Annotated in this window: 21 protein-coding genes and 1 tRNA gene; 8 read left to right on the plus strand and 14 right to left on the minus strand. The window is 41.3% G+C overall.

The window, feature by feature from the left end:
• Positions 1–252 precede the first annotated feature (252 nt).
• Positions 253–654 (minus strand): hypothetical protein, encoded by a 402-nt coding sequence (locus V7K21_RS29350; RefSeq protein ID WP_335179456.1) that lies wholly within the window; start codon positions 652–654, stop codon positions 253–255.
• A 554-nt stretch (positions 655–1,208) separates the two neighbouring features.
• The gene (locus V7K21_RS29355) at positions 1,209–2,735 is read right to left on the minus strand and encodes an acyl--CoA ligase (protein ID WP_335179458.1); all 1,527 of its coding nucleotides are present in this window, start codon (positions 2,733–2,735) and stop codon (positions 1,209–1,211) included.
• A 261-nt stretch (positions 2,736–2,996) separates the two neighbouring features.
• Here V7K21_RS29355 and V7K21_RS29360 point away from each other — a divergent pair, with 261 nt between their 5' ends.
• Positions 2,997–4,136, plus strand: coding sequence for a BMP family ABC transporter substrate-binding protein (locus V7K21_RS29360; protein ID WP_335179460.1), 1,140 nt, complete (start codon positions 2,997–2,999; stop codon positions 4,134–4,136).
• 286 nt (positions 4,137–4,422) lie between these two features.
• Here V7K21_RS29360 and V7K21_RS29365 read toward each other — a convergent pair whose 3' ends face one another.
• Positions 4,423–4,620 carry a hypothetical protein gene (locus tag V7K21_RS29365; protein WP_442948935.1) on the minus strand — a complete coding sequence of 66 codons (198 nt, stop codon included), beginning with the start codon at positions 4,618–4,620 and terminating at the stop codon, positions 4,423–4,425.
• 216 nt (positions 4,621–4,836) lie between these two features.
• On the opposite strand from V7K21_RS29365, the gene V7K21_RS29370 reads away from it, so the two are divergent.
• Complete coding sequence (locus tag V7K21_RS29370) at positions 4,837–5,007, plus strand: hypothetical protein (RefSeq protein ID WP_335179462.1); 171 nt, start codon at positions 4,837–4,839, stop codon at positions 5,005–5,007.
• Between the two features lie 294 nt (positions 5,008–5,301).
• Here V7K21_RS29370 and V7K21_RS29375 read toward each other — a convergent pair whose 3' ends face one another.
• The 4 genes from V7K21_RS29375 to V7K21_RS29390 form a co-directional block, all read right to left on the minus strand.
• Positions 5,302–5,619: a hypothetical protein gene (locus V7K21_RS29375; RefSeq protein WP_335179464.1), complete on the minus strand. Its 318-nt coding sequence runs from the start codon at positions 5,617–5,619 to the stop codon at positions 5,302–5,304.
• A gap of 487 nt (positions 5,620–6,106) precedes the next feature.
• Positions 6,107–6,859: a cobalt-precorrin-6A reductase gene (locus V7K21_RS29380; RefSeq protein WP_335179516.1), complete on the minus strand. Its 753-nt coding sequence runs from the start codon at positions 6,857–6,859 to the stop codon at positions 6,107–6,109.
• Complete coding sequence (locus V7K21_RS29385) at positions 6,856–7,275, minus strand: DUF1636 family protein (protein WP_335179466.1); 420 nt, start codon at positions 7,273–7,275, stop codon at positions 6,856–6,858. Before V7K21_RS29385 ends, V7K21_RS29380 begins: the two co-directional genes overlap by 4 nt.
• Before the next feature lie 104 nt (positions 7,276–7,379).
• Complete coding sequence (locus V7K21_RS29390) at positions 7,380–7,526, minus strand: hypothetical protein (RefSeq protein WP_335179468.1); 147 nt, start codon at positions 7,524–7,526, stop codon at positions 7,380–7,382.
• Between the two features lie 225 nt (positions 7,527–7,751).
• Between V7K21_RS29390 and V7K21_RS29395 the strand changes: the two genes are divergently transcribed.
• The 3 genes from V7K21_RS29395 to V7K21_RS29405 all read left to right on the plus strand — a co-directional run bounded on the left by V7K21_RS29395 (position 7,752) and on the right by V7K21_RS29405 (position 10,249).
• The gene (locus V7K21_RS29395; RefSeq protein WP_335179470.1) at positions 7,752–7,922 is read left to right on the plus strand and encodes a hypothetical protein; all 171 of its coding nucleotides are present in this window, start codon (positions 7,752–7,754) and stop codon (positions 7,920–7,922) included.
• Positions 7,923–8,163: 241 nt separating this feature from the next.
• Positions 8,164–8,237: transfer RNA gene (locus V7K21_RS29400), tRNA-Val, on the plus strand.
• Positions 8,238–9,052: 815 nt separating this feature from the next.
• The gene (locus tag V7K21_RS29405; RefSeq protein WP_335179472.1) at positions 9,053–10,249 is read left to right on the plus strand and encodes an acyl-CoA dehydrogenase family protein; all 1,197 of its coding nucleotides are present in this window, start codon (positions 9,053–9,055) and stop codon (positions 10,247–10,249) included.
• Between the two features lie 76 nt (positions 10,250–10,325).
• Here V7K21_RS29405 and V7K21_RS29410 read toward each other — a convergent pair whose 3' ends face one another.
• From V7K21_RS29410 to ssuD, 6 genes are all read right to left on the minus strand, one after another.
• Positions 10,326–11,357, minus strand: coding sequence for an ABC transporter substrate-binding protein (locus V7K21_RS29410; protein ID WP_335179474.1), 1,032 nt, complete (start codon positions 11,355–11,357; stop codon positions 10,326–10,328).
• Positions 11,354–11,638 carry a hypothetical protein gene (locus V7K21_RS29415; protein ID WP_335179476.1) on the minus strand — a complete coding sequence of 95 codons (285 nt, stop codon included), beginning with the start codon at positions 11,636–11,638 and terminating at the stop codon, positions 11,354–11,356. The genes V7K21_RS29410 and V7K21_RS29415 overlap by 4 nt, the downstream gene beginning before the upstream one ends.
• A gap of 156 nt (positions 11,639–11,794) precedes the next feature.
• Positions 11,795–12,742, minus strand: coding sequence for a D-2-hydroxyacid dehydrogenase (locus tag V7K21_RS29420; RefSeq protein WP_335179477.1), 948 nt, complete (start codon positions 12,740–12,742; stop codon positions 11,795–11,797).
• Positions 12,743–13,116: 374 nt separating this feature from the next.
• Positions 13,117–13,887 carry an ATP-binding cassette domain-containing protein gene (locus V7K21_RS29425; protein ID WP_335179479.1) on the minus strand — a complete coding sequence of 257 codons (771 nt, stop codon included), beginning with the start codon at positions 13,885–13,887 and terminating at the stop codon, positions 13,117–13,119.
• Positions 13,888–14,024: 137 nt separating this feature from the next.
• Entirely contained in the window at positions 14,025–14,852 is an 828-nt protein-coding gene (gene ssuC / locus V7K21_RS29430; protein ID WP_335179480.1) for an aliphatic sulfonate ABC transporter permease SsuC, read from the minus strand.
• A 133-nt stretch (positions 14,853–14,985) separates the two neighbouring features.
• Positions 14,986–16,134 carry an FMNH2-dependent alkanesulfonate monooxygenase gene (gene ssuD, locus V7K21_RS29435; protein ID WP_335179482.1) on the minus strand — a complete coding sequence of 383 codons (1,149 nt, stop codon included), beginning with the start codon at positions 16,132–16,134 and terminating at the stop codon, positions 14,986–14,988.
• Between the two features lie 1,069 nt (positions 16,135–17,203).
• Here ssuD and V7K21_RS29440 point away from each other — a divergent pair.
• The 3 genes from V7K21_RS29440 (at position 17,204) to V7K21_RS29450 (ending at position 20,815) form a co-directional block, all read left to right on the plus strand.
• On the plus strand, positions 17,204–18,772 hold the full coding sequence (locus tag V7K21_RS29440; protein WP_335179484.1) for a hypothetical protein: 1,569 nt from the start codon (positions 17,204–17,206) through the stop codon (positions 18,770–18,772).
• A gap of 208 nt (positions 18,773–18,980) precedes the next feature.
• Positions 18,981–19,691: a TVP38/TMEM64 family protein gene (locus V7K21_RS29445; RefSeq protein WP_335179487.1), complete on the plus strand. Its 711-nt coding sequence runs from the start codon at positions 18,981–18,983 to the stop codon at positions 19,689–19,691.
• Positions 19,692–19,798: 107 nt separating this feature from the next.
• The gene (locus V7K21_RS29450; RefSeq protein WP_335179489.1) at positions 19,799–20,815 is read left to right on the plus strand and encodes a glycosyltransferase family 2 protein; all 1,017 of its coding nucleotides are present in this window, start codon (positions 19,799–19,801) and stop codon (positions 20,813–20,815) included.
• Between the two features lie 106 nt (positions 20,816–20,921).
• Here V7K21_RS29450 and V7K21_RS29455 read toward each other — a convergent pair whose 3' ends face one another.
• Positions 20,922–21,182, minus strand: coding sequence for a carbohydrate porin (locus tag V7K21_RS29455; RefSeq protein WP_335179492.1), 261 nt, complete (start codon positions 21,180–21,182; stop codon positions 20,922–20,924).
• Positions 21,183–21,856: the final 674 nt, after the last annotated feature.

The following is a 21,856-nucleotide window of genomic DNA, read 5'->3' on the forward strand; positions in this document are numbered from 1 at the left end:
AGACAGGAGACGCTCTTGCGTTTGGGCATCCTACGGCAGGCGCTAGCCTCTCACGAATGGGAGAAGACCGCGCTGGCTTACCGCTGTGTATCTACGCATTTGGGTAATTAAGGGTGCGATCGCATTTTCTTAAAAAAGGCGACGCCGATAGCGTAGCGTAAAGCCTGCGGCATAGCAACTCTTAGAGAGGCTACGCCAACGCTTAGAGCGACGCAGGAGCGTCACAGCCCGTCGTAGACATCGCTTCTTGTTTCAATTAGCTTTACGCTCTTTGAGGACTTGATCTAGCAAATTTCTAGCAGGTTGTGCTTTAGTCAATGCTGCTTGATGGTCATTATAAGCACGAACAAGGCGAGAAAGACTGCTCACACCTGCTTTTAGTTGCTCAAGTTCTTCACCAGCAACCACTTCCCCATCAAGCATCCGCCCGATCAACGGTTTGATGTCGCCCACTTCCTGCCGGACTTTTTGGAGCTTTTCTAGGTTACTCAGTAAGCTTTTGAGTGAGTTCAAGATGTCGTCAATATCCTGGGTATCCTCTACTGGTTCGGGCGAATTTTCAGGCGAATCTTCAATTGTCACTGTATCTTTGTCTGAAATTGTCGGCAATTCCTGTGCAGATGTTTCATTTTTAACCCCGTTTGACCGTGCCATCAACGCTTCCTCAAGGAATTTTCCTTAGTGTATCGCTTATCCCAAGTTACTAAAAATAGTATTGTTATAATTCGTTAAATTTGGTGAGTATTAATACAGTCCATAATCAGGGTTCCTTTCAATCATTCAAAGAATATGAAGGGTTATATCTATTTCTGTTGCGGAAGAATCCACGGCTTTCTTATTCAGTTATATATCCCTCTTATCAGAAGTATTTCTGTTTCTTATAATAGGCAGAAAGGATTTTTATTTTTTAAAAAACTCAGTACACTTTTAAGATACTTCTTGAATGTTGCCTATTACCTGCCTATGCAAGTAGGTTTAGAGAGAGCATCCCAATTTTGCAAAAATAAAAGAAGAAAGATTATTCGCGATGTAGACTCACGAATAATCTGGGAATTCAATATTGTGGTTCTTCTGACTCTTGCTCAGAAACAGAACAGCGGTGTTGAGTCTTTCGTATCTTTGCTCTACTAAGAATGTTCGTGAGGTCTTCAAAAACCAAGGTTGCACCGGACTGAACAGACCGAGCTAATTGCTTACTCAGCATATGGTCACAGTCTTTTCTGAAATGTCTCTGTCTGCCCGATGTTAAGCAATTTCGCCATAGCCAACCGTTGCAGTTTCCCGGTAGCACCACGAGGTAGTTGATCCAAAATGTGAACTTGCTTAGGAACTTTGAAGTCTGCCAGCATGGTTGAACAGTGAGCTAAAAGTTCTTTTTCGCCAGCTTCTGCCTTGAGGACAACAGCGGCGTGGATATCTTCTCCTAAAGATTTATGGGGGACGGCAAAGGCCAAGGCTTCGGCGACGGCGGGATGGCGCAGCAAGACATCATCCACTTCTAAGGGAGAAATTTTTTCCCCACCCCGGTTAATCAATTCTTTAATGCGTCCAGTCAAGCAAAGGTAGCCGTCTGCATCCAGTGTGCCCTGATCCCCTGTGCGGAACCAACCGTTTACAAAAGCTGTGGCGTTAGCTTCTGGGTTGTTTTCGTAGCCATCTATGACATTAGGTGCTTTTACCACCACTTCGCCCAAGCTTCCTTGAGATAATAGATTGCCTTCAGAGCCCATAATGCCGACTTCTACACCGAAGCCATAACCTACAGTACCTGGTTTGCGAACTTTTGGCGGTAGAGGGTTGGTGGTCATTAAATGAGATGCTTCAGTCATGCTGTAAGATTCCACCACGGGAGCATTGAGAGTTGCCTCTAGCTGTTCAATGATAATCGGGGGCAAGGAAGCGCTACTAGAGCGAATGAAACGAAAGCGATTAGCTTTGACAATTTCTGTGTTGCGGCTAGCGCGGGCCAAAATTGTCTGGTGCATGGTTGGCGCTGCGGAGTACCAGCTAGGTTTGTAGGTCTCTACCAGTTTCCAAAACTCTAGGGCATTAAAACCATTGGGACAAATTAGTGTGCCGCCCGATGCCAGGGTTGCCAGCAAACAGCCTACTAATCCGTGAATGTGGAACAGGGGCATTAGGCAAAGTGTAATGTCAGCTGCTGTGAGTGAGTAAGCAGCAATGATGTTGCCGACTGAGGCGATTAAGTTGCGATGACGAACCGGCACACGCTTGGGACGACTGGTAGTGCCGCTAGTGTGGAGAATTATCGCCATATCATCGGCGTTGGGGGCTACGGGATTCGAGGATTCTGCTGGTTCTGAGCCTGTTTTGACTAATTCAAAGCTTAATGTGCTGTCAGTGTTTACCTTGGCATTAATCAATATCATGTTGGGTGTGACAGCGGCAATGGCTGCTTCTGGCCCTTCAGACAAAGTAATCAGTGCATTTGCCTGGATATCTTCGTAGTAGAAGGCAAATTCTTCTTGCTTGTATTTGGGATTTAAGGGTGCAGCAGTACCACACAGGGCGGCAGCCAAAAAGGTAATAGCCATTGGTGAACCGTTAGTCATGGCAATGGCAATACGTTCTCCCCGTTTCAATCCAAAGCTGTCGAGTTGGGATACTAGTCCAATAACATTCTCGCGCAATTGGTTATAGGTTAGCGATCGCCCCCCAGGTGTAACTAGGGCTGAATGATTGTCTTCCCCTGCCAAAAGCTCAAATAAGTTCATTAAAAACCTCCAGTAAACTGCATCCTCTTGTGGGAGTTATTAGTAAAAGGGACTGGGCATTGGGAAAGAAACTCTTTCCTTGTCCCCCTTATCCTCCTTGTCCACATTCCCCATGCCCAATGCCCAATTCAACCATTATTTGCTTTCTTTTGTCAGTAAGTTGATGGCAAAAAACAAGAGCTAAAATTAACTAAATAGAGTATCTGTCGTTACTAGAAATCAGAAAAATCTTTTTCAGCAACTAAACCCCATCGATAAAATATGGATCGTCGGAATTTTCTAAAGTATGTCACTTTAGCAGGATCTAGCTTTGCCTTAACGAGTTGTGTTCAAGGTAAAAATTCCAAATCGCAGGGTGAGGTGTCTCCCTCAGCGTCGCCTGTGGCGGTAAATGAACCTCTCAAGGTGGGATTTGTTTATATGGGGTCTGTAGGTGATTTTGGCTGGACTTATGCCCATGATTTAGGTCGCAGAGACATGGAAGCCAATCTTAACGATAAAGTAAAAACTACCTTTGTCGAAAATGTCAACGAAGGTGCTGACGCCCAAAGGGTGATTCGCCAATTAGCATTAGATGGTAACAAGTTGATTTTTGCAACTTCCTTCGGGTACATGAACCCAACAATTAAAGTTGCCAGGGACTTTGGTGATGTTGTCTTTGAACACTGTACAGGATACAAACGTGCTGCCAATGTCGGCACTTATCTGGGACGTTTTGAAGAACCGCGTTACTTAACCGGCATGATTGCTGGCAAAATGACAAAATCGAATGTAGTCGGTTTTGTTGGCGCATACCCAATTCCAGAAGTAATTCGGGGAATCAGTGCATTCACTCAAGGAGTGCGGCTAACAAATCCCCAAGCAAAAGTTAAGGTACTTTGGGTACAAAGTTGGTATGATCCAGCTAAAGAAAGAGAAGCGGCTCAAGCTTTGGTCAATTTAGGTGCGGATGTACTAACGCAGCATACTGACTCTAGTGCAGTTATCCAATTGGCTGAGGAAAAAGGCATTTATGCTTTTGGCTACAACACTGATATGAGTAAGTTTGGTCAAAAAGCCCACCTGACATCAGCTATTAACAAATGGGGCAAATTCTATACAGATAAAGCCTTGGCTGTAATGAGTAATACTTGGAAGTCGCAAGAGGTTTGGGATGGCATTGGTGAAGGGATGGTGGATATTTCCCCAATGAATCAGGCGATTCCGGCGGATGTGCAACAATTGGTGAATGCGAAGCGCGATGAGTTTATTCAGGGTACTGCACATCCTTTTGATGGCCCGGTGAAAGACCAAAAAGGGGTGGTGCGAGTCCCAACGGGTAAGGTATTGGATGATCAGGGACAACTGGCGATGGATTGGTATGTTGAGGGAATTGAAGGGTCAATTCCTAAGGGGATATAGTAAGCAATTCAAAATTCACTAGAACCCCCGTGCCCTAGAGAGCAATAAAAGAACAAATAATTTTAACCTTGGTTTATCTCAAGCATCTGACCCTTCGGGTTCGCCAGTTGCCTGCGACGGGAAACCCGTCTTCAGCACTGGACTCACCACATTTCAACTTCTTGACATCCAGTTTTGAGTGAGTGAATCTACAGCAAACGATACATTTATATTTAGAGTTGGAGTAGAAGCGCGAACAGTTGCAACGTCCAGCCAGTGGGATTTTTCTAAATTCTATTTGCTCCGATCAAACTTGTGTTTTACGTGCTGAACCCGTTTCTATCGGTAAACCTGTTGATTTCAAAACCTCTAGTAATACAACTCGACTTGTGTTTACTGCTGCATCTGCTAATAGTTTTTTAGCTTGAATTAAAATCTTTGCTAACCTAGATGGGTCAAATTTAAGAAAGCCTTTAATATCTTTAGTCCCTTTTTTCTTGGTCATTCTCCATTTAGTTTAAGCTCGACTTTATCCATTTTTTTCGCAACAGGCTCACTATCGCTAAAACCTTTGTAGGACAGTAGTTTTACTTTTTTAACTTCATTGATAATCTGTGACGGGGAAAAAGTATTTGCCAAAAAGCCAGGGTTTTGGCCGGATAAAGAAAACTGAGTTCTTAATTTTGGATAAAGTCGAGTTAAGAGGATGTTTGAAAAGTCAATGAAAGGTATAATTCGTCATTCTGAACGTAACGAAGTGGAGAATCCCAATTTTCCGTTAAATTGTGAGATGCTTCAGTACGCTGACGCTCCGTTAGGCATGACATTTTATACTTCTCAAACATTCTCTAAAGTCCAGTTATTAGCCTACAACGATTTGAATCCAGATTAGTAAGAATTGCTTGACCTAGATTAAGAAGAAGTCGCCAAAATCCGATCAAGCAGGTGGCGACATTCGGTGAGTTTAAGAGCGATCGCTTTTAAGTAATAAACCCTGCTATCATCCGACTACAACAGGCTGTAATCCCAACAATGCCTTAATGTAAACAGCTTTGCAATCAGATTAGTTTTACTAGAAGCGCGGATAGGTAGGTGTTGGCAAGAGGGTAAGGACAAAAATGGTTGTATTGCGCTATATGTAAGCAGTTGAGCTTGAAAGCCGCTTGGAGTAGCGGCTTTCTGCTGACTACGGTTCTTGTGTATCTACTTGTGGGTGATAGTAGTCTTGAACGTATTTACTAGTCACTTCTAGCAGTTTGTCGTGACCTTCAGGACTTACCTGTGGGAACTCTGACCGGACGTTGCTGATATAAGAGGTAAAATCACTTTCACTGGGCTCGAAGAACTCTTGCCCGATGACGAGTGCAGCATAAGTTTCAGACATCTTAGTGCTGAATCCGTGCTCGGTGAGTCCATCACCGATGTAGCGAAATAGCCAGTTAGCGTCAGGGTCTTGCTCAATCAATTTAGAAGCGTTTACTATGAAGTCTTGGTATTCAGCCATTGGGTTTACTCCTTTGGTTGTGTTGGGTTTACGAAGTTAACCACTCTTTAGCTAAACACACAAAACATGGGAAAGCTTATAATTCCATAGAATTATAAGCTTTCCACAGATGTCTTAGTTTTGTACTCCTGTAACTATTCCAAAGTCTAAGGTCGAGTACAAGTACCTCACGCCTAACAATCTCAACAGTGGAACTGGCTAGGGCTTGGTGGTGGTGAAGTGGTCAAAAGTTAAAGTGTAATTAGTCTTACCTTTGAATTGATTGACTTGTAGGAAGTAATCATTAGATAGTTATTTAGTTAAGTCTGATGTAATTTTTTTATCTAAAGTGGGGAATAAAAGCGGCAAAGTTCAGGTATGATTCTCTGCCGCTTGCATGATTTGCATACCCTTGAAAGCATTGCTGTACAATACTTTCAAGTAATACTCATCACTGTTGACCACTAAATTTTTAATGCGCGTGTGGGCTGCTGTACAGTGTCTTTAATTATGAATTATGAATTATTCGCTCAAATAGCCATGCCAAAGCACCATCAACATCAGTAACCTGCTCACCTGGCGGTATGGCTGGACGATTTACCATAACAACCTTCACGCCCAGTTCTCGTGCTGCAATAATCTTGGGCTTTGTTGCATCGCCACCGCTATTTTTACTCACTATGGTATCAATCTTGTGATCAATCAGGATTTGCCTTTCATTATTAAGGGTAAAGGGCCCGCGATCGCACAATATCACTCCCGGTGGCACTAAAGCATCATCGGTAGGAGGGTCAATCATTCGCATCAGAAACCAAATTTTTTTGCAGTAAGCAAAGGCGGCGAGTTCTTGCCTCCCGACTGTCAAAAATACGCGCTGTGCTTGATTTGGTACAGATGCGGCGGCGGCTTCAATACTGTCAACTTCAATCCAGCGATCGTCACTTCCTTTTTCCCAAGGCGGGCGGATTAACATCAGACGGGGTACCCCGACTTCGGTTGCAGCATCTGCCGCATTCAAGGATATCTGAGTAGCAAAAGGATGGGTTGCATCAATTAATAATTCGATTTGCATTACTCGCAGATAGCTAGCCAATCCAGCCACACCACCGAAGCCTCCAACCCGTAAATCGCCCAATGGAACTGATGGTTCACGGGTGCGACCGGCTAGAGACGTGATTGCTTTTAACCCTTGGATAGTCGCCACTCTGGCAGCTAGTTCTGCGGCATCTCCCGTTCCACCCAGAATCAAAACGCGGATCATTGACATAAAGGTGGAATCTTTGCCAAAATGCCCTTCTTCAGAGCTTCTGGACGCTCTGACCAAGGCAGTAAACCATCTGCTTTGACATAGTATTGACTAGCACATTCTAATACCGCAGATGCACTACTATCGACGGCTAAATCACCAAATAAATATGTTAATTTGCCTTTGGCAGCAAAAGCAACTACACAGGAACGATTACAAGCACTCATGCATTCAACTTCTTGAATTGGGAATTGATCTCGTAAGTCCCAATCTTGTGCAAGCTGCTGAAGTTGGTGTAGAAGTTTTTGACCGCCACTTTCACCTAAGCGTTTTCCATCTTGCCAAACGCTAGCACAAGTTCTGCAAACAAATAAAGTATGGTCAGCAACACCCAAGGGACTGGTTGGGGAACTATTTACATTAGTAGTCATCTGTATCTCGCAGATATGTGGAACTGATAAATCTATTTCGGCGGGCATTCTGACTCACTCAATTTTGGATTTTCGATTACTTAGTTCCTTATTCTCAAATTGATTCACAGTTGCTCCCAAGCGCCGGATTTGCACCGAACTTTAAGAGTTACCTGGCGATCGCTGACTCCCACCAGAACCAAATATAGCAATAATTGCTCGACTATTGCCGCAGCTACGCCCGTCGTAGACATCGCCTCTTCAACCGTCATTTACAGACTCAGCAATATCAACTACGATTTTCGCACTATAAGCTTTATTTATTAAAAAAGGTTACGTAAATCTGTTAACAAGAGCCAACTTTTTCCGACCTTTTCCAACTGTCAATCTTTATACCAAACAGTAGAGTATTTAGATAAATCACAGTTGGGTATGATCAAACCTGTATCGGTTAGAATCACCTAACCATTTATATGATCACGGATAAAATTATACAAATGATGCAAAGAAACCAGCCTACAATCAACGGCAACTTCTATCTCAATTACCAGCAACGCGAATATTTGCAGACTTGTATGGCACAAGTTTCTCGCACCTTTGCGCTAGTTACGCCTTGCTTTGAAGAACCTTTAGACGAAAGAAATCGGTTTTCTGAACCCAAAATCTAGGTTTTGACGTTTAATTAATTGCTAGAAACCCGGTTTTTGCCACAAGTGCAAGATAAGCTGTTCCACATTTAAGAAAGTATATCTTGGGCTCTCGTGTCGCCCACCCCGCAAGAAATGTACAATTTCAGATTATGCAAACTAGATGTGGTTTAGCTGATCAAATTATAGAGTTCGCCTGATTTGGGTCTTTATCTTGCCTGCTCACAGAAGTATATGCTATTATTGGTAATTGTGTGGTTAAGGACGTATAGCTCAGTTGGTTAGAGCGCTACGTTGACATCGTAGAGGTCACTGGTTCGAATCCAGTTACGTCCATTATTGTACAGTGACTAATTACTTGTCATGGGTGACAGATTAATGTCGTTGGGACTAATTAACTGTCGTCGGGACAAATTGATGTCGTTTAAGTGCCAGTTACAGATTAATGTCATTTATTTACAGAGACTATCGCGATAATGTCAACGTAGCGCTCTCTTTCAACCCTCTCTAGTAAAAATTATGATAACCCACCTAGTACCTGACGGGTTATTACAACAAAATTAACTACGGCAAGTTGATAAAAATACAGTGCTTTCGTAAAAGTACAATCCAATTACCACATATCATCTAAATAAGCAAGCTCAATATAGAGTTATGCGGAAAAATATACTTGAGGAGAGTGTTAGCCCTCTATTATGTGGGGACTTTTGCAATTTGTTAAGCTGTGGAGCGATGCCTACGGCTGTAAACTACGCTAAATCCTCTGGTTGGCTTGCTCTTAGAAAGCTGTTTATGTCATACTTACAGAACTTACTAATTACGAAATTCCGATTGACTTTAAGTAGTATTATTAAAGATCACCAGAAGACCTGAGTTCGAGGTCAAAAACTGAGGAAGAAAAGAAAGCAGGATTTAGGCTACAAGTAGTTGCAATCGCTTAACTCCGATGGAAGCATCTCAAGTTTGCAAGAAGATTTGAGTTTACCCTCGGCTGCAAAGTTATGTCCTTCAAAGGCGGGGTAAAAATTCAGATGCATTCAAAGAGATGAAAACATTAGAGATTAAAAGAATTCTTTCCCAGTCCACAATCCCTTTTTATTGCAAAATATTTCTGATTCAGTAGTAGTAAAGTGAGTTTTGAAGGAGTATTTATGTCACAGTTGGAGCAAGCAGTGCCAGACACCTTTGTAGCCAAAGGCTTAGAAATCCCCAATATTTTCGACCGGGTTGAGGCTCTATCCAAGGACTTTGCCAGTCGTGCAGGGGCACACGACAAAGATGGTTCCTTTCCCTTCGAGAATTTTACAGCTTTGCATCAGGCAGGATTACTCAGCCTCACCATTCCCCGGGAATTAGGTGGTCAGGATTTGGGGCTACCAACTATCTGCCGAGTCATTGAAGGGATAGCGCGTGGCGATGCTTCGACCGCGTTAGTACTGACAATGCACTATCTCCAACATGCTCATGCGGCCCGTAGCCGTCGCTGGCATCCAGAAGTATATAAACGGCTGTGTCGTGAATCGATTGAAGGCATTGCCCTGCTCAATGCTGCCCGTGTCGAACCTGAGTTAGGAACGCCAGCTAGAGGCGGATTGCCTGCCACAATTGCCGAACGGACAACGGAGGGTTGGCGTTTAACAGGCCACAAGCAATACACTACGGGCAGTCCTATCCTCAGTTATTTTGTTGTTTGGGCACGGACAACTGAGGATGAACCACAAGTTGGGAGTTTTCTGGTTCCGCGTGATCTGCCTGGTTTGCAAATTGTCGAAACTTGGGATCACTTGGGGATGAGAGCTACAGGCAGCCACGATCTCATTTTGGAGAATGTATTAATCCCCTCAGAATATGCCCTGAATATCAGTCCCATATCTGCTGCGCCATCCTTTGATCCACTAATTTCCACTTGGGGCAGTTTGACAGTGAGTGCTTTATATCTCGGTGTTGCTACTAGTGCGCGAGACTGGCTTGCTAAATATCTTTGGGAGCGATCGCCTTCTAATCTCAAAGAGCCTCTAGCAACTCTGCCACGCTTCCAAACTGCCGTGGGTGAGATAGAAGCACTGCTGTTTGCTAACAATAGATTAATTTATAGCTTGGCTGAAGATATCGACAAAGACGAGTATCAGCCTAATGTAGGATTACAGGCACAAGCTGTTAAATATCTAACTACAACTAACTCGATTCGGGCTGTGGAGATTGCCTTAGAACTGATAGGTAATCCTGGTCTATTAAAAAGGAATCCTTTAGAGCGTCACTACCGTGACGTTCTATGCAGCCGTATCCATACACCGCAAAATGATGTTATTTGCCAATCATTAGGTAAGTCGGTGCTGAAAGTCAAGTGATTGGGGCTCGAGGATTGGGGACTGAGTAAGAGTTTTAGCAATGCCCAATGCCTAAGCCTCGATACCTAGTAGTCTGTCAAATACTGCACTTAGCGATCGCATCATTAAAAGTAGTGTCCCACAGAGGTTTCACACTAACCTTAGCTGGGAGGACACCAGCTTCCGCAAAGGTATCAGCTACCTCTTGCTGTGAGGCGATCGCTTCATCGGAGGAAGGGAGAATTTGAACATGGCGTTGTTTTTCTTCCTGCTTTGCTTCTTCTAGGACAATGCTTTCATCTATACCAATGGCTGAAGCATAACTTTTTGCCCAGGTTTCCAAATTCGATTCGCGCCAAGCTTGCGACTTTTTAATCCTACAGAGGAAGTCAGCGATCGCAGCATTTTTACCTGGATCTGCGATCGCGCTGGGAGCGGCTACAATCATGAAGTTACCACTCAAAATATCCTTTGCAGACTTCAGTTCCCTGGCACCATCCTTTTTAGCTAGCGGGATAGAATAACCGTAGGTAGCCCAGCCATCTATATCACCTTTCCTGAAGGCAGAAAGTCCGTCGGGGATCGAGAGGGCGAGCGCATCAATATCTTTCAAAGTCAGACCAACTTCCTTTAACATCTTGATCAAGAAGTAATGGGCTGTCGTAGCTTTGACGTAAGCAACTTTCTTACCTTTGAGGTCTGCGATCGTTTTAGCTGGAGAATTCTTTGGCACAAGCACAGTTTGTCCGATAGTTGGGCCCTTAGTGGCTGCAATAATCTTCACTGCATCCTGAGTACCGATCGCAAAAATCGGTGGAGTCTCACTACACGATGCAATATCAATGGCATTGGCATTGATTGCTTGCACCATAAGATTACCCCCAGTAAACTCTGTGAACTGAGTTTTATAGGGAAAATTATCTAGTCCAGCTAACTTCAACTGGAGATCCCAACCACCCTTAAACTTAGCAATGTTGAGAGTCACCCCCGATAAATCAACTGTTGCGTTGGAGGAAGTTTGAGTGGAACTGTTAGTACAACTAGTAGCTGTTGCAATCAGTGCTGTAGTAGTGCCTGTCATCGCACCAAGCCAGCGGAGTATCTGACGACGTTTATAGCGGGTAGTCACATGAACCTCGCATGGAGGATAATGTCCTTTTGCAAAAAATTTGGTGTGAGGATGTGATTCACCGCAGCACTCGGTGACTGTTGCCAACGCAGCTTGGGTGCTGCTGTCAACACTTTGTCAAGGGTAGAGGTTTTTAGATAAAATCCGTTGACATAAACTTCTGCATCGCTAACATCACCATCAAGATTGCCTTCACTATCCACCTCGACAACATCTATATCAGATGGTAGGTGTGGCTCAATATCAGTAATGAGATGATCGGGTAAAATTAGTTTCACCATTTGCTAGCCTCCCATTCAATTTTGGATTTTGGATTTTGGATTTTGGATTTTGGACTTCGGCAACTCTTAGAGAGGCTCTTACGAACACTTCAGTCAAACAATTTTGGATTGTGCAACCCAAGCCGTAGCACCTATTCATTTTTAATTTTTAATTTGTTAGTATCCTGCTTCTTTGTTTACTACATTTCGTAACGGCTGACCAGCTTGGTAGCGCTTCAGATTATCGATAAATAACGCTATTGAACGTTGTTTACTTTTTGGTGAATGAGCGGAAGTATGAGGTGTGATAAAGATGTTAGGAAGTGACCACAAAGGACTTTCTGGTGGTAGCGGTTCTGAGTTCACTGTGTCTAATGCTGCACCTGCAATCCAACCTTCTGTGAGCGCTTTTATTAATGCCGATTCATCGACTACGCCACCACGAGCAATATTAATTAGATAGGCATGATTTGGGAGCGATCGCAATACCGATTCATCAATAAATTCTTTGGTTTCTGGAGTTAGTGGTGTCGCAATAACTACATAATCAACCCTAGGAAGGAGCGATCGCCATTCATCAGCACCCACTACTTTATCAAAATTTGGTAGCTCTTGGGGATGGCGGCGACTGCCAATAATTCTTAAGCCAAAGGGTTTAGCACGGGCGGCAATTTCTTGACCAATACCACCAGCACCAATAATTAGCAAGGTTGCATCTGTCAACTCTTCGATAGCGAAACCTCTTTTCCAGTGACGTTCTGCTTGTAAAGCATATAATTCTGGCAGGTGTTTGGCATGAGCCAGTATATAAGTGATCACAAATTCTGCGATCGGAATTCCATGCACTCCGGCTGCATTTGTGAGGATAATATCTCTTGACAAATAAGTTGGTGTCAGGATGTGATTCACCCCTGCATTTGGTGCATGATGCCAACGCAGTGCAGGTGCTGCTGCTATTATTTCATGCAGCGTCGGACTTCCGGATGAAAACCAACTGAAATAAACTTCAGCATCGCTAGCATCCCCGTCTAAATTTCCTTCAACATCTACACTGACAACCTCTGTATCAGGTGGTAGATGAGGCTCAATATCAGCAACGAGTTCGAGCGGTAAAATCAATTTCATGCTAGATTACCTCTTTCCTATTTACAGGACTATTTTTAGAAATTGCTTCTGTCTGATTAAGTACTTTTTGCTACTAATACAAATTTTTATAATTATTTTTAATTATAGATAAAATTCCTCTAAATAAAAATGCCACCATGACATTTAACAGCCCCTTTCAACACTAAAATATACTCCGTTATAACAATCCTAAATTCTTCGTAAAAATCTTTTATTATTCTCTCTGCGTTCTCTGCATCTCTGTGGTTTCTTGGAAAAAAATCTTTTTCACAAATCATATAAAATTGTTCTATTAGCAATTTTTAGTCTCGAAGTAGCCTATTTAACCGTAGCTACCTCAAGCATTATATTAATCAACTAACAAAAGCTAAATCTCAACTACTCAACTGCAAAAATTGGTTATTTGGCTGGGTACCTTCATGGCTCATTACTCGCTTGAGAATTACTTCTCTCATATTGATAAACGCTTCACTACTTCTATCTCGCGGGCGTGAAAGTCTCACAGGCAGATCAAGAGAAATTTGCCCTCCTTCAATCACTATCACTCGGTCTGCCAACGCCACAGCCTCTTCCACATCGTGAGTAACTAAAAACGCAGTAAATCTTCGCTCTTGCCACAAGTTCTCAATCAAATTCTGCATATCTTGGCGAGTTAGAGCATCCAATGCTCCCAAAGGTTCATCTAACAACAATAAACGGGGTTGACTAACTAATGCTCTTGCTAATGACACCCGTTGCCGTTGTCCACCAGATAAAACATATGGCCACTCATCAGCCCTATCCTTAAGTCCGACTTTATCGAGTGCCCACAAAGCTTTTTCACGCCAATTACCTTCCAAGCCCAACCCCACGTTCTGAACAACGTGCTTCCACGGCAGTAAGCGGGGATCTTGAAACATCACTGTTACAGAGCGGCTAAGTCTACGCAAGGGTTCTCCATCTAGTAGTATTCCGCCTGAAGTCGCTTTATCCAATCCTGACACAAGACGCAATAAGGTACTCTTACCGCAACCACTACGTCCGACAATAGCAACAAACTCACCTGCTTTAACTTCTAAATTCAGCGAGTTTAAAATAGTTTTCTTGCCGAAAGCTTTCGTCAAATCCAAAATACTTAGTTGTGTACCTTGTACATTAATACTCACTTGCAAAATCTCCTTTTCTAGAACAATCGAGATTTAATTATTTGATGAGACGTTGAAGAAAGCAAATCACACTCCAAATGAATAAAAGTCAAAAGTTAAAATCAAGAATTTTCAACCTTTGATGGTAAATTTAGCATTTATAACTTTTGATAATTGGGGTTCCAAGCCAAGAATTTTGTTTCTAATCCTCTAGCGATCGCATCTGCTAATTTACCCAGCAGTGCATAAATCACAATACTCAAGACCACAACATCAGTTTGCATAAACTCACGGGCATTCATTGCCATATAACCAAGACCAGAATCTGCCGCGATCGTTTCTGCCACAATTAGTGTCAGCCACATAATCCCCAAGGAATAACGGACACCAACTAGAATCGAAGACAACGCTCCTGGAAAAATGATTTGCCACAGAAGTTGTTGTGTTTTCAATCCATAGACTTTTCCCATCTCAATCAGTCCCGGGTCAACACTACGGATGCCATGAAATGTATTGAGATATAACGGAAAAAATACCCCTATAGACACTAGAAATAATCTGGCTTGCTCGCCAATCCCAAACCAGAGAATTACCAGCGGAATTAATGCCAAATTAGGGATAGTCCTGAGCATTTGTAGGGAACTATCTAATAACTTTTCTGCTACACGGGAAAAGCCATTGAGCAATCCCAAACCGAACCCAATGCTGCCACCAACTATAAAACCAGATATCGCCCGCCCAGCACTAATTCCTATATGGTGAAAAAGTTCTCCGGTGGAGGCTAGTTTAATCGCTGTAGCGATTACACCACTAGGGGCTGGTAAAATTCTAGTTGAGAGGAAACCAGTTCTAGAAGCAAGTTCCCAAAGTACTACCACTAAAACGGGGACAATCCAGGGAACTATTTTTTCGATTTGCGGGTTGTCTAAGACCTCGCTCAGGGATATATTATTGTTACTTTTGGTGTGTTTAAAGGTAGTGGTCATGGAACTCTGGATTTTAGATTTGAGATTTGAGATTGTCTACAAGCATAAATCTAGAAGCATCAAATTTTAGACTTGAAATTTGGTGTTTTTGCTTAATCCAAAATCCCAAAGTCAAAATTGAAAATTGGCATAGTCATGAAGCATTCGTTAGTTGTTTAGTAAATTTTTCATTGGTAAGTATTTCGCTAACAGTACTCAAGACTGGTGGTGTTAGCGGTGTAGATTCGTTCTGCAAAGGTAGACGAGGAAATAATAATTCAGCGGTGCGATACGCTTCTTCTAAATGGGGATATCCAGAGAACACAAAGGTTTCTATGCCCAAATTGCGATATTCCAGCATCCTAGCGATAACGGTGTCGGGATCTCCAACTAGGGCCGTACCAGCACCACCCCGCACTAATCCAATTCCTGTCCACAGGTTGGGACTAATCTCTAAGGCATTTCGACTACCACTATGTAGTTGACTCATGCGCTGCTGTCCTTCAGAATCAGAACTAGCCAAGTTTTTCTGAGCTTTTGCGATCGCATCCTCATCCACATACTTAATTAGCTCATTGGCAGCATCCCAAGCCGCAGACTCGGTTTCTCGCACAATTACATGCAAGCGAATCCCAAAACTTACTGTTCTACCTTGTTCAGCCGCCAATCGCCGAACTTCGGTAATCTTTTGGGCCACTTGTTGTGGAGGTTCGCCCCAAGTCAGGTAAACATCTATATGTTTAGCAGCAACCCGCTTGGCAGCAGCAGATGAGCCACCAAACCATAAGGGTGGATAGGGTTTTTGAACTGGTGGAAATAGGAGTTTACCACCTTTGATATCCAGGTAGTTTCCTTTAAAATCGACTGTTTCTCCGCTGACGATACCCCGCCAAACTCTAAGAAATTCATCAGTTAAATCATAGCGATCGTCATGACTAAGATGCAAGCCATCTCCAGCCAGTTGCACAGGATCTCCACCTGTAACCACATTAATCAACAATCTTCCTTTAGAGATCCGGTCAAATGTTGCTGCCATTCGTGCAGCAGCACCTGGGGAAGTAATTCCTGGACGAATTGCCACCAGAAATTTCATCTGCTTGGTGACAGATATAAAAGCAGCAGCAGTTATCCAAGCATCTTCACAAGAACTCCCTGTAGGTAACAATGCGCCCGTGTAGCCTAAATTATCTACAGCTTGGGCAATTTGCTGCAAATAATCAGGTGTGGCAACACGAGAGCCAATATCTGTGCCTAAATAGCGCCCATCATGAGATCCAGTAGGAATAAACCAGAGAATTTGCATATTTGTCAGGGTATAAGGGCTTAAAACTACTATAACTCGACACAATTGCCGTAGTTTTTAATCAGTATTTTACAGGAAATTATTTAAAAAACCAGTGTAGATTAACGATTGATAAAAAATAACTACCCACAAAATTTACTTTTTTGCGAATAATCCTGGTAATCATTACACTTTTGGAGCAAAGATGGCTGTCGTGGAGAATACAAGTTTTGTCAAAAACTTATATTGTCGGATGACCTTCATCTTCAAAGTTTACTCCCCAAGGTCTGTGCTTGAATAAAGGTTATGGTTACGAGAAGTCTGTGACCAAGCAGTAGAGTTTGAATACATAGATCATATCCGAACACGAATAGTTAAAGGAAAAATCTGGTGATATGTATTGATGGATACAATCTCAATACAAGGCATCAGCTAAAGAAATAGGTTAGGACTTATGCTTTAACAGGAAAGACCAAATATGGATGATTTGAAAAATCACATCTGTCGTAGGGGTACAGCAATACTGTGCCCGTAGGGCGCGGGTCTATTTAGCATTAAAGAATGATTAATAAAAGCCTTAAACGACCTATGGATGTTAAATGCATACCATGATTAATTTGTACAGTGCGTAAGTCCTATAGGGTTTTCAGTTTATCGAAAGTTCTCAAACATTTGGCTGGTCAAATTAGCCCTCTTTAATCACTCTAGGAAAATAAAAATAAGAGCCACTTTTTCAAGTTTAGATGGAGCAAGAATTTGAGCGTTTATTTTATAACAGAATGGCTGAAATCAGAGTTTCTGGTAAAAATCTCATGCTATAAGGGTTATAAATTATTGTCTCGCCAATTTGATAGAAGAGGGTTAAGTTGAAAGCTTTTCGTGATCATCCATGCGATCCAGGAAAAGAGCAGTCGAAGCACACCTAACTCAAAAAAAGCCCGATATTTCTCAAATTTTAGCTGATAAAAAAGATGTAAATCAGACACCTTCAAAAAGCTAGTTACTTGATATAACTCAATTTTTACTTAAAAATATTTTGGAATTTAACTCTCTATGGTAAAGTTACAATGAACTCTGCTACTGAACAGTTATGAAACAACAAAATAATACATATGTATTAATTGTAGCTTTATTAGGGTTAGCTAGTATATTTTACTTAACAATTGTATACAAAAGTACTTTTGGTGAGAGAGATACTTTCCGCATGGCAATGGGTGTTATTGACTCGATCACATCTAATAAACCGTTAGGAAGCAGTATGCTTTATGGTCGTGATATCTCTTTTGCATACTTTGTATTATTAGATTTTTTTAGACCAATTTTTAAAACGAATTTGGCTCTAATAATTCCTTTTATGAACTATATAAATGCCTTGAGTGCTATTTTGATAGTTATACCTTTCTTCTTTTTAGTTAGGAGATATTGGGGAACAACTATAGCATTATTAGCAAATATATTACTAATATCTATCCCAGTTTGGAGGGCAACCAGCCAATATGGACATCCCATGACTGGAGCTGTATTATTCATGTTCATAGGATTAGCCTTGATTGGTTATCGTTCGTTCCTAAGATCATTGAGATTAAGATGGAATAAATTAATTTTATTGGATGTACTAATTATTGCTGCTTTTGCTTTATGTTTAATGTTCAGGCTTGATGCAATACTAATGTTTCCTTTAATTCCAGCCTGTCTTCTTCTCGAAAATTATCCTTTTAAAAAGATTGTTTCTACTTCCATTTTATATAGTGCTTTTCCAATAATCCTTTTTAAAGTAATGCAATCTCAACTCCCAGTGATTGTTGGTCAAGAAAGTAATGGAATACTTGATCAACTTTTATTATGGAATAATCCTGTTAGATACGTTGATAATTTTTTGCGTGGTAATCTACTTTTTATTTGGGGCTTAAATCCTTTAATCTGTGTAATATTTGTGATTTCCTGCATTTATTTGGTGTATAAACAACGTAATTATTCAAATCTATTTTTTATCTTACCAACAGTCTTATTAAATTACATATTTTGGCTACCCAATGCTGCTCCACCCCGTCATTTTATCTATTTATCTCCTGTTGCAGCAATTAGTATGGCAATTTTCTTAACAGAGATTTTACCAACAGTAAAATCCTTTGTAAAAAATAATAGAAATATAGGAGTAGTACTCGCAGCAATTTTAGCATTTTCTGTTTTGATCAGCTATAAATATTCCTATCCTGTACCAATGTCGAAGAAATACTCTTACACAGCGCAACAATTAGGTAACCAATTACAACAATTAGAGCCAAAAAATAAGCCAATTTTTGTAATTGGGGATACGATTCCGGCAGTGGTTCAAATGCAACTTCTGTCAAAAGATACAAAGGTTAAGTATGAAAAAACAAATATTCTTACAGACGATGATATTGAAGCACAAGAAAAATCTGCTTTTAAACCTAAACCTGTATACATAAATGTAATAGTCGTAGAGAATAAAAACAATAAATTCATATGTTATTTCCAAGGTTGGAAAACAAAAATAAATGAAATCAAGAGATTTTTCTTGGAAACCGAAAAATATTCTCAAGGTTATCTTGTGTTAGATATGTTAGATAGAAAGGCTAATAAGATTGATATTGAACCATCTAGCTTAACTAATAAATTAGAGGTTTTAAAATTATAATTTTTTTACCTGATAGAAGAGATAAAAGAGGAGTTTTGGCGATTATTATTAAGGCTGTATTATTTAGCTGACTAAAGTAGCAAATAACTTCACTTATTTTTTAATTCATTAATTTATTCTGCTTTCCAGAAGCTGGATTATCAAAAATTAATGAAAGGGCAAATTGAGAGAAATTAGGTTGTGTTAGAAAAAAAGTAGGAGTATTCTAGTGTGGAACTTAAAAACTGGTATTTTATTACTTACATTGAGTTGCATTATTGCAACTGGTGTAGCACTATATCTGATTGGCGGTATTGAACCAGCAAAAATTCAAGCATTGCTGAAATCTTCTGGAATCTGGGCACCTATTATTTATGTTGCCTTGTACGTTGTGGCAACTATGTTAGTTTTGCCCTCAACAGTGCTTAATTTGACTGGAGGTGCAATTTTTGGCCCTTGGCTGGGTACTTTCTGGACTAGTGTTGGAGCAGTTATTGCAGCAATAATTGCCTTTATTTTTACTCGGACTATTGGACGCAAAACAGTTGCAAACCGACTAGCAGGACGCTGGCAAGCTATGGATGCTGAGGTGCGTCGTGGAGGGCTTTTTTATATGTTTGCCATCCGACTAGTACCGATCATGCCATATGGTTTGGTCAACTTTGTCGCTGGACTGACTTCGATCAGTTTTAAAGATTATGTTCTAGGTACAACACTTGGCACTGTTCCTAGTGTCTTACCTTTTGTACTACTAGGTAGTTCTGGTCTGAAGGCAGTCAATACAGGCGATTTCTTGCCGTTACTACTCGCCTTAGGCTTATCTGGAATACTGGTAGGAGGGTCTACTTGGTATCGCCATCGTCGGACTTTTCCCAAAAAAGCTGTAGAAAACCTGAAAAAATCAGAACCTTCGGATTACACAAATCCGAAGAATAAGTAAATTCTGATAATCTGACTTGAGTCTTGCTAGGTATACTGAGAACCAAACCTTTATTATGACAAGCAGTGCGTCAGCTTGTCTGTTCAAAAATTAAACGGGATTTATAAATGATACCTAAGTATTCATTGATTGTTCCAATTTATAATGAAGAAGAAATTATTCCTGAACTTTACCGCAGACTCAGTGCAGTAATGAATGGGATGGATGGCCCTGTAGAATTAATTTTAATCAATGATGGTAGCCGCGATCGCTCCCTACAATTACTACGAGACCTCCATCAAAAAGACCCGCGTATTTCCTATCTGAGCTTTGCTCGTAACTTTGGTCACCAGATTGCAGTCACTGCTGGTCTTAATTTTATCCGGGGTCAAGTTATCGTCATCCTTGATGCTGACTTACAAGATCCACCAGAACTAATCCCAGATATGATTGAAAAATGGCGACAGGGCTATCAAGTCGTCTACGCTCAACGTACTCAACGCCTCAAAGAAGGGTGGTTTAAGCGTTTTACTGCCTACTTTTTTTATCGCCTCCTCAAGAAGCTTGCAGATGTAGAGATTCCTACTGATACTGGTGATTTTTGTTTAATGGATCGGCAGATCGTAGATATTCTCAATTCTATGCCAGAACGCAACCGCTACATTCGTGGTCTGCGTTCTTGGGTTGGCTTTCAGCAAATAGCAATTCGGTTCGAGCGCAACCCCCGCTTTGCTGGGGAAGTTAAATACACTTTTAGCAAATCCTTGGCGCTTGCCATTAATGGTCTAGTATCCTTTTCAATAGTGCCACTGCGGTTATCAACCTACTTGGGGTTAGTAGCAGCGGTGGCGGCTATCTTCATGGCTTTATTAGTCTTGTATTGGCGTCTTTTTCTGCCCCATTCGCCTTTAACTGGGTTTACAATTATTTTGATGGCAATTTTCTTTCTAGGATCTGTGCAGTTAGTCAGTGTTGGCATCTTAGGCGAATATATAGGGCGGATCTACGAAGAAGTTAAAGCTAGGCCCCTCTATACTTTGGCTGAGGTAGGTGGTTTACATTACAAATCCTCCAACTCAAGGAACAATTCTGACAAACTAGGTAATTTAGAAGATGCAACGCCTCAAAATGGAGACAAGTATTGACATTGGTTTTGATTTTTGCAAGCCGCACACTTGTGACTTCTAGTCATGAGTTAGGCTTTCCATATTTCCATATTCATCGATATTTCTTAAAGAAAAAGTCTGTGGGCTAGAAAGTAAAGTTAGTGCGGAGCGCACCTACCCAAATTGGATCGTTGTTATCGTTATGTTCTGGTTTGGTAATCAGATAAATATCTGGAGTAATAATGATGTTGTCATTCACCCGGTAAGTGTAAAAAGCCTCTAAGTGTAAAGATGTACTTGGATCTTCCCGAAGAAGCCCAGCCCTATTTCTATAATCACTACTGGTGACTTTAGGTGGTATTCCAACGATAATCCCACCCTGATTGCCTTTTCCAAGTAGGGGCATACATCTATACGCTTCTAAAGCTAATTCATTTGTTGCAAAGACTTAGCGCTGTTTCACCGCTACACATTTACTTTCAAAAAAGTAATTTTTCTTAAAAGACTTCTGGTAAAAACTTTTGAGATATCATCCAATTCGGCTATGGGACTATAGCGGTTCTCACTTCGGTGCAATACTGTCGTCACCTCACCCCGTATTTGAGTAAAGTAAACACTCCCCTCTCCAAAGCATCAAAGAGGGGTTAGGGGTGAGGATAACTAAAAATCCAGTCGGCTGTAACCAACTGTAAGTATTAGTTCTGGGCATTTTGTAACTTTCAGTCTTTTACAGATTTTTGCCAAATGGTTATTCCCAGAAACCAGATATTTCCGATTCCCTCTTTGCCAATCGTCAAGGATGGCTAGGGTTTTGGAATTTATAAACTTTAGACGCTGCTATTAGCTATTTTCACTCTTGCTGAACTCTGAAATATATTGGTAGATGCCTTGAGCCGGAATGGGATTCCTTGCTCTTGTTTGGAAAAATTTATCAAACAACGGTAAGTATATCTAAATTAAGTACTTCTTGTACTAATATTGGACAAGTACATAAAATATAGTAAAAAGCAAGTCTCTTGGGAGAGATAATAAATTTTTTACATAACTTTACGTTTTAATTTGTTTGCTAAAAAGCTTGCT

Source organism: Nostoc sp. (assembly GCF_036919595.1).
Classification (GTDB): Bacteria; Cyanobacteriota; Cyanobacteriia; order Cyanobacteriales; family Nostocaceae; genus Nostoc.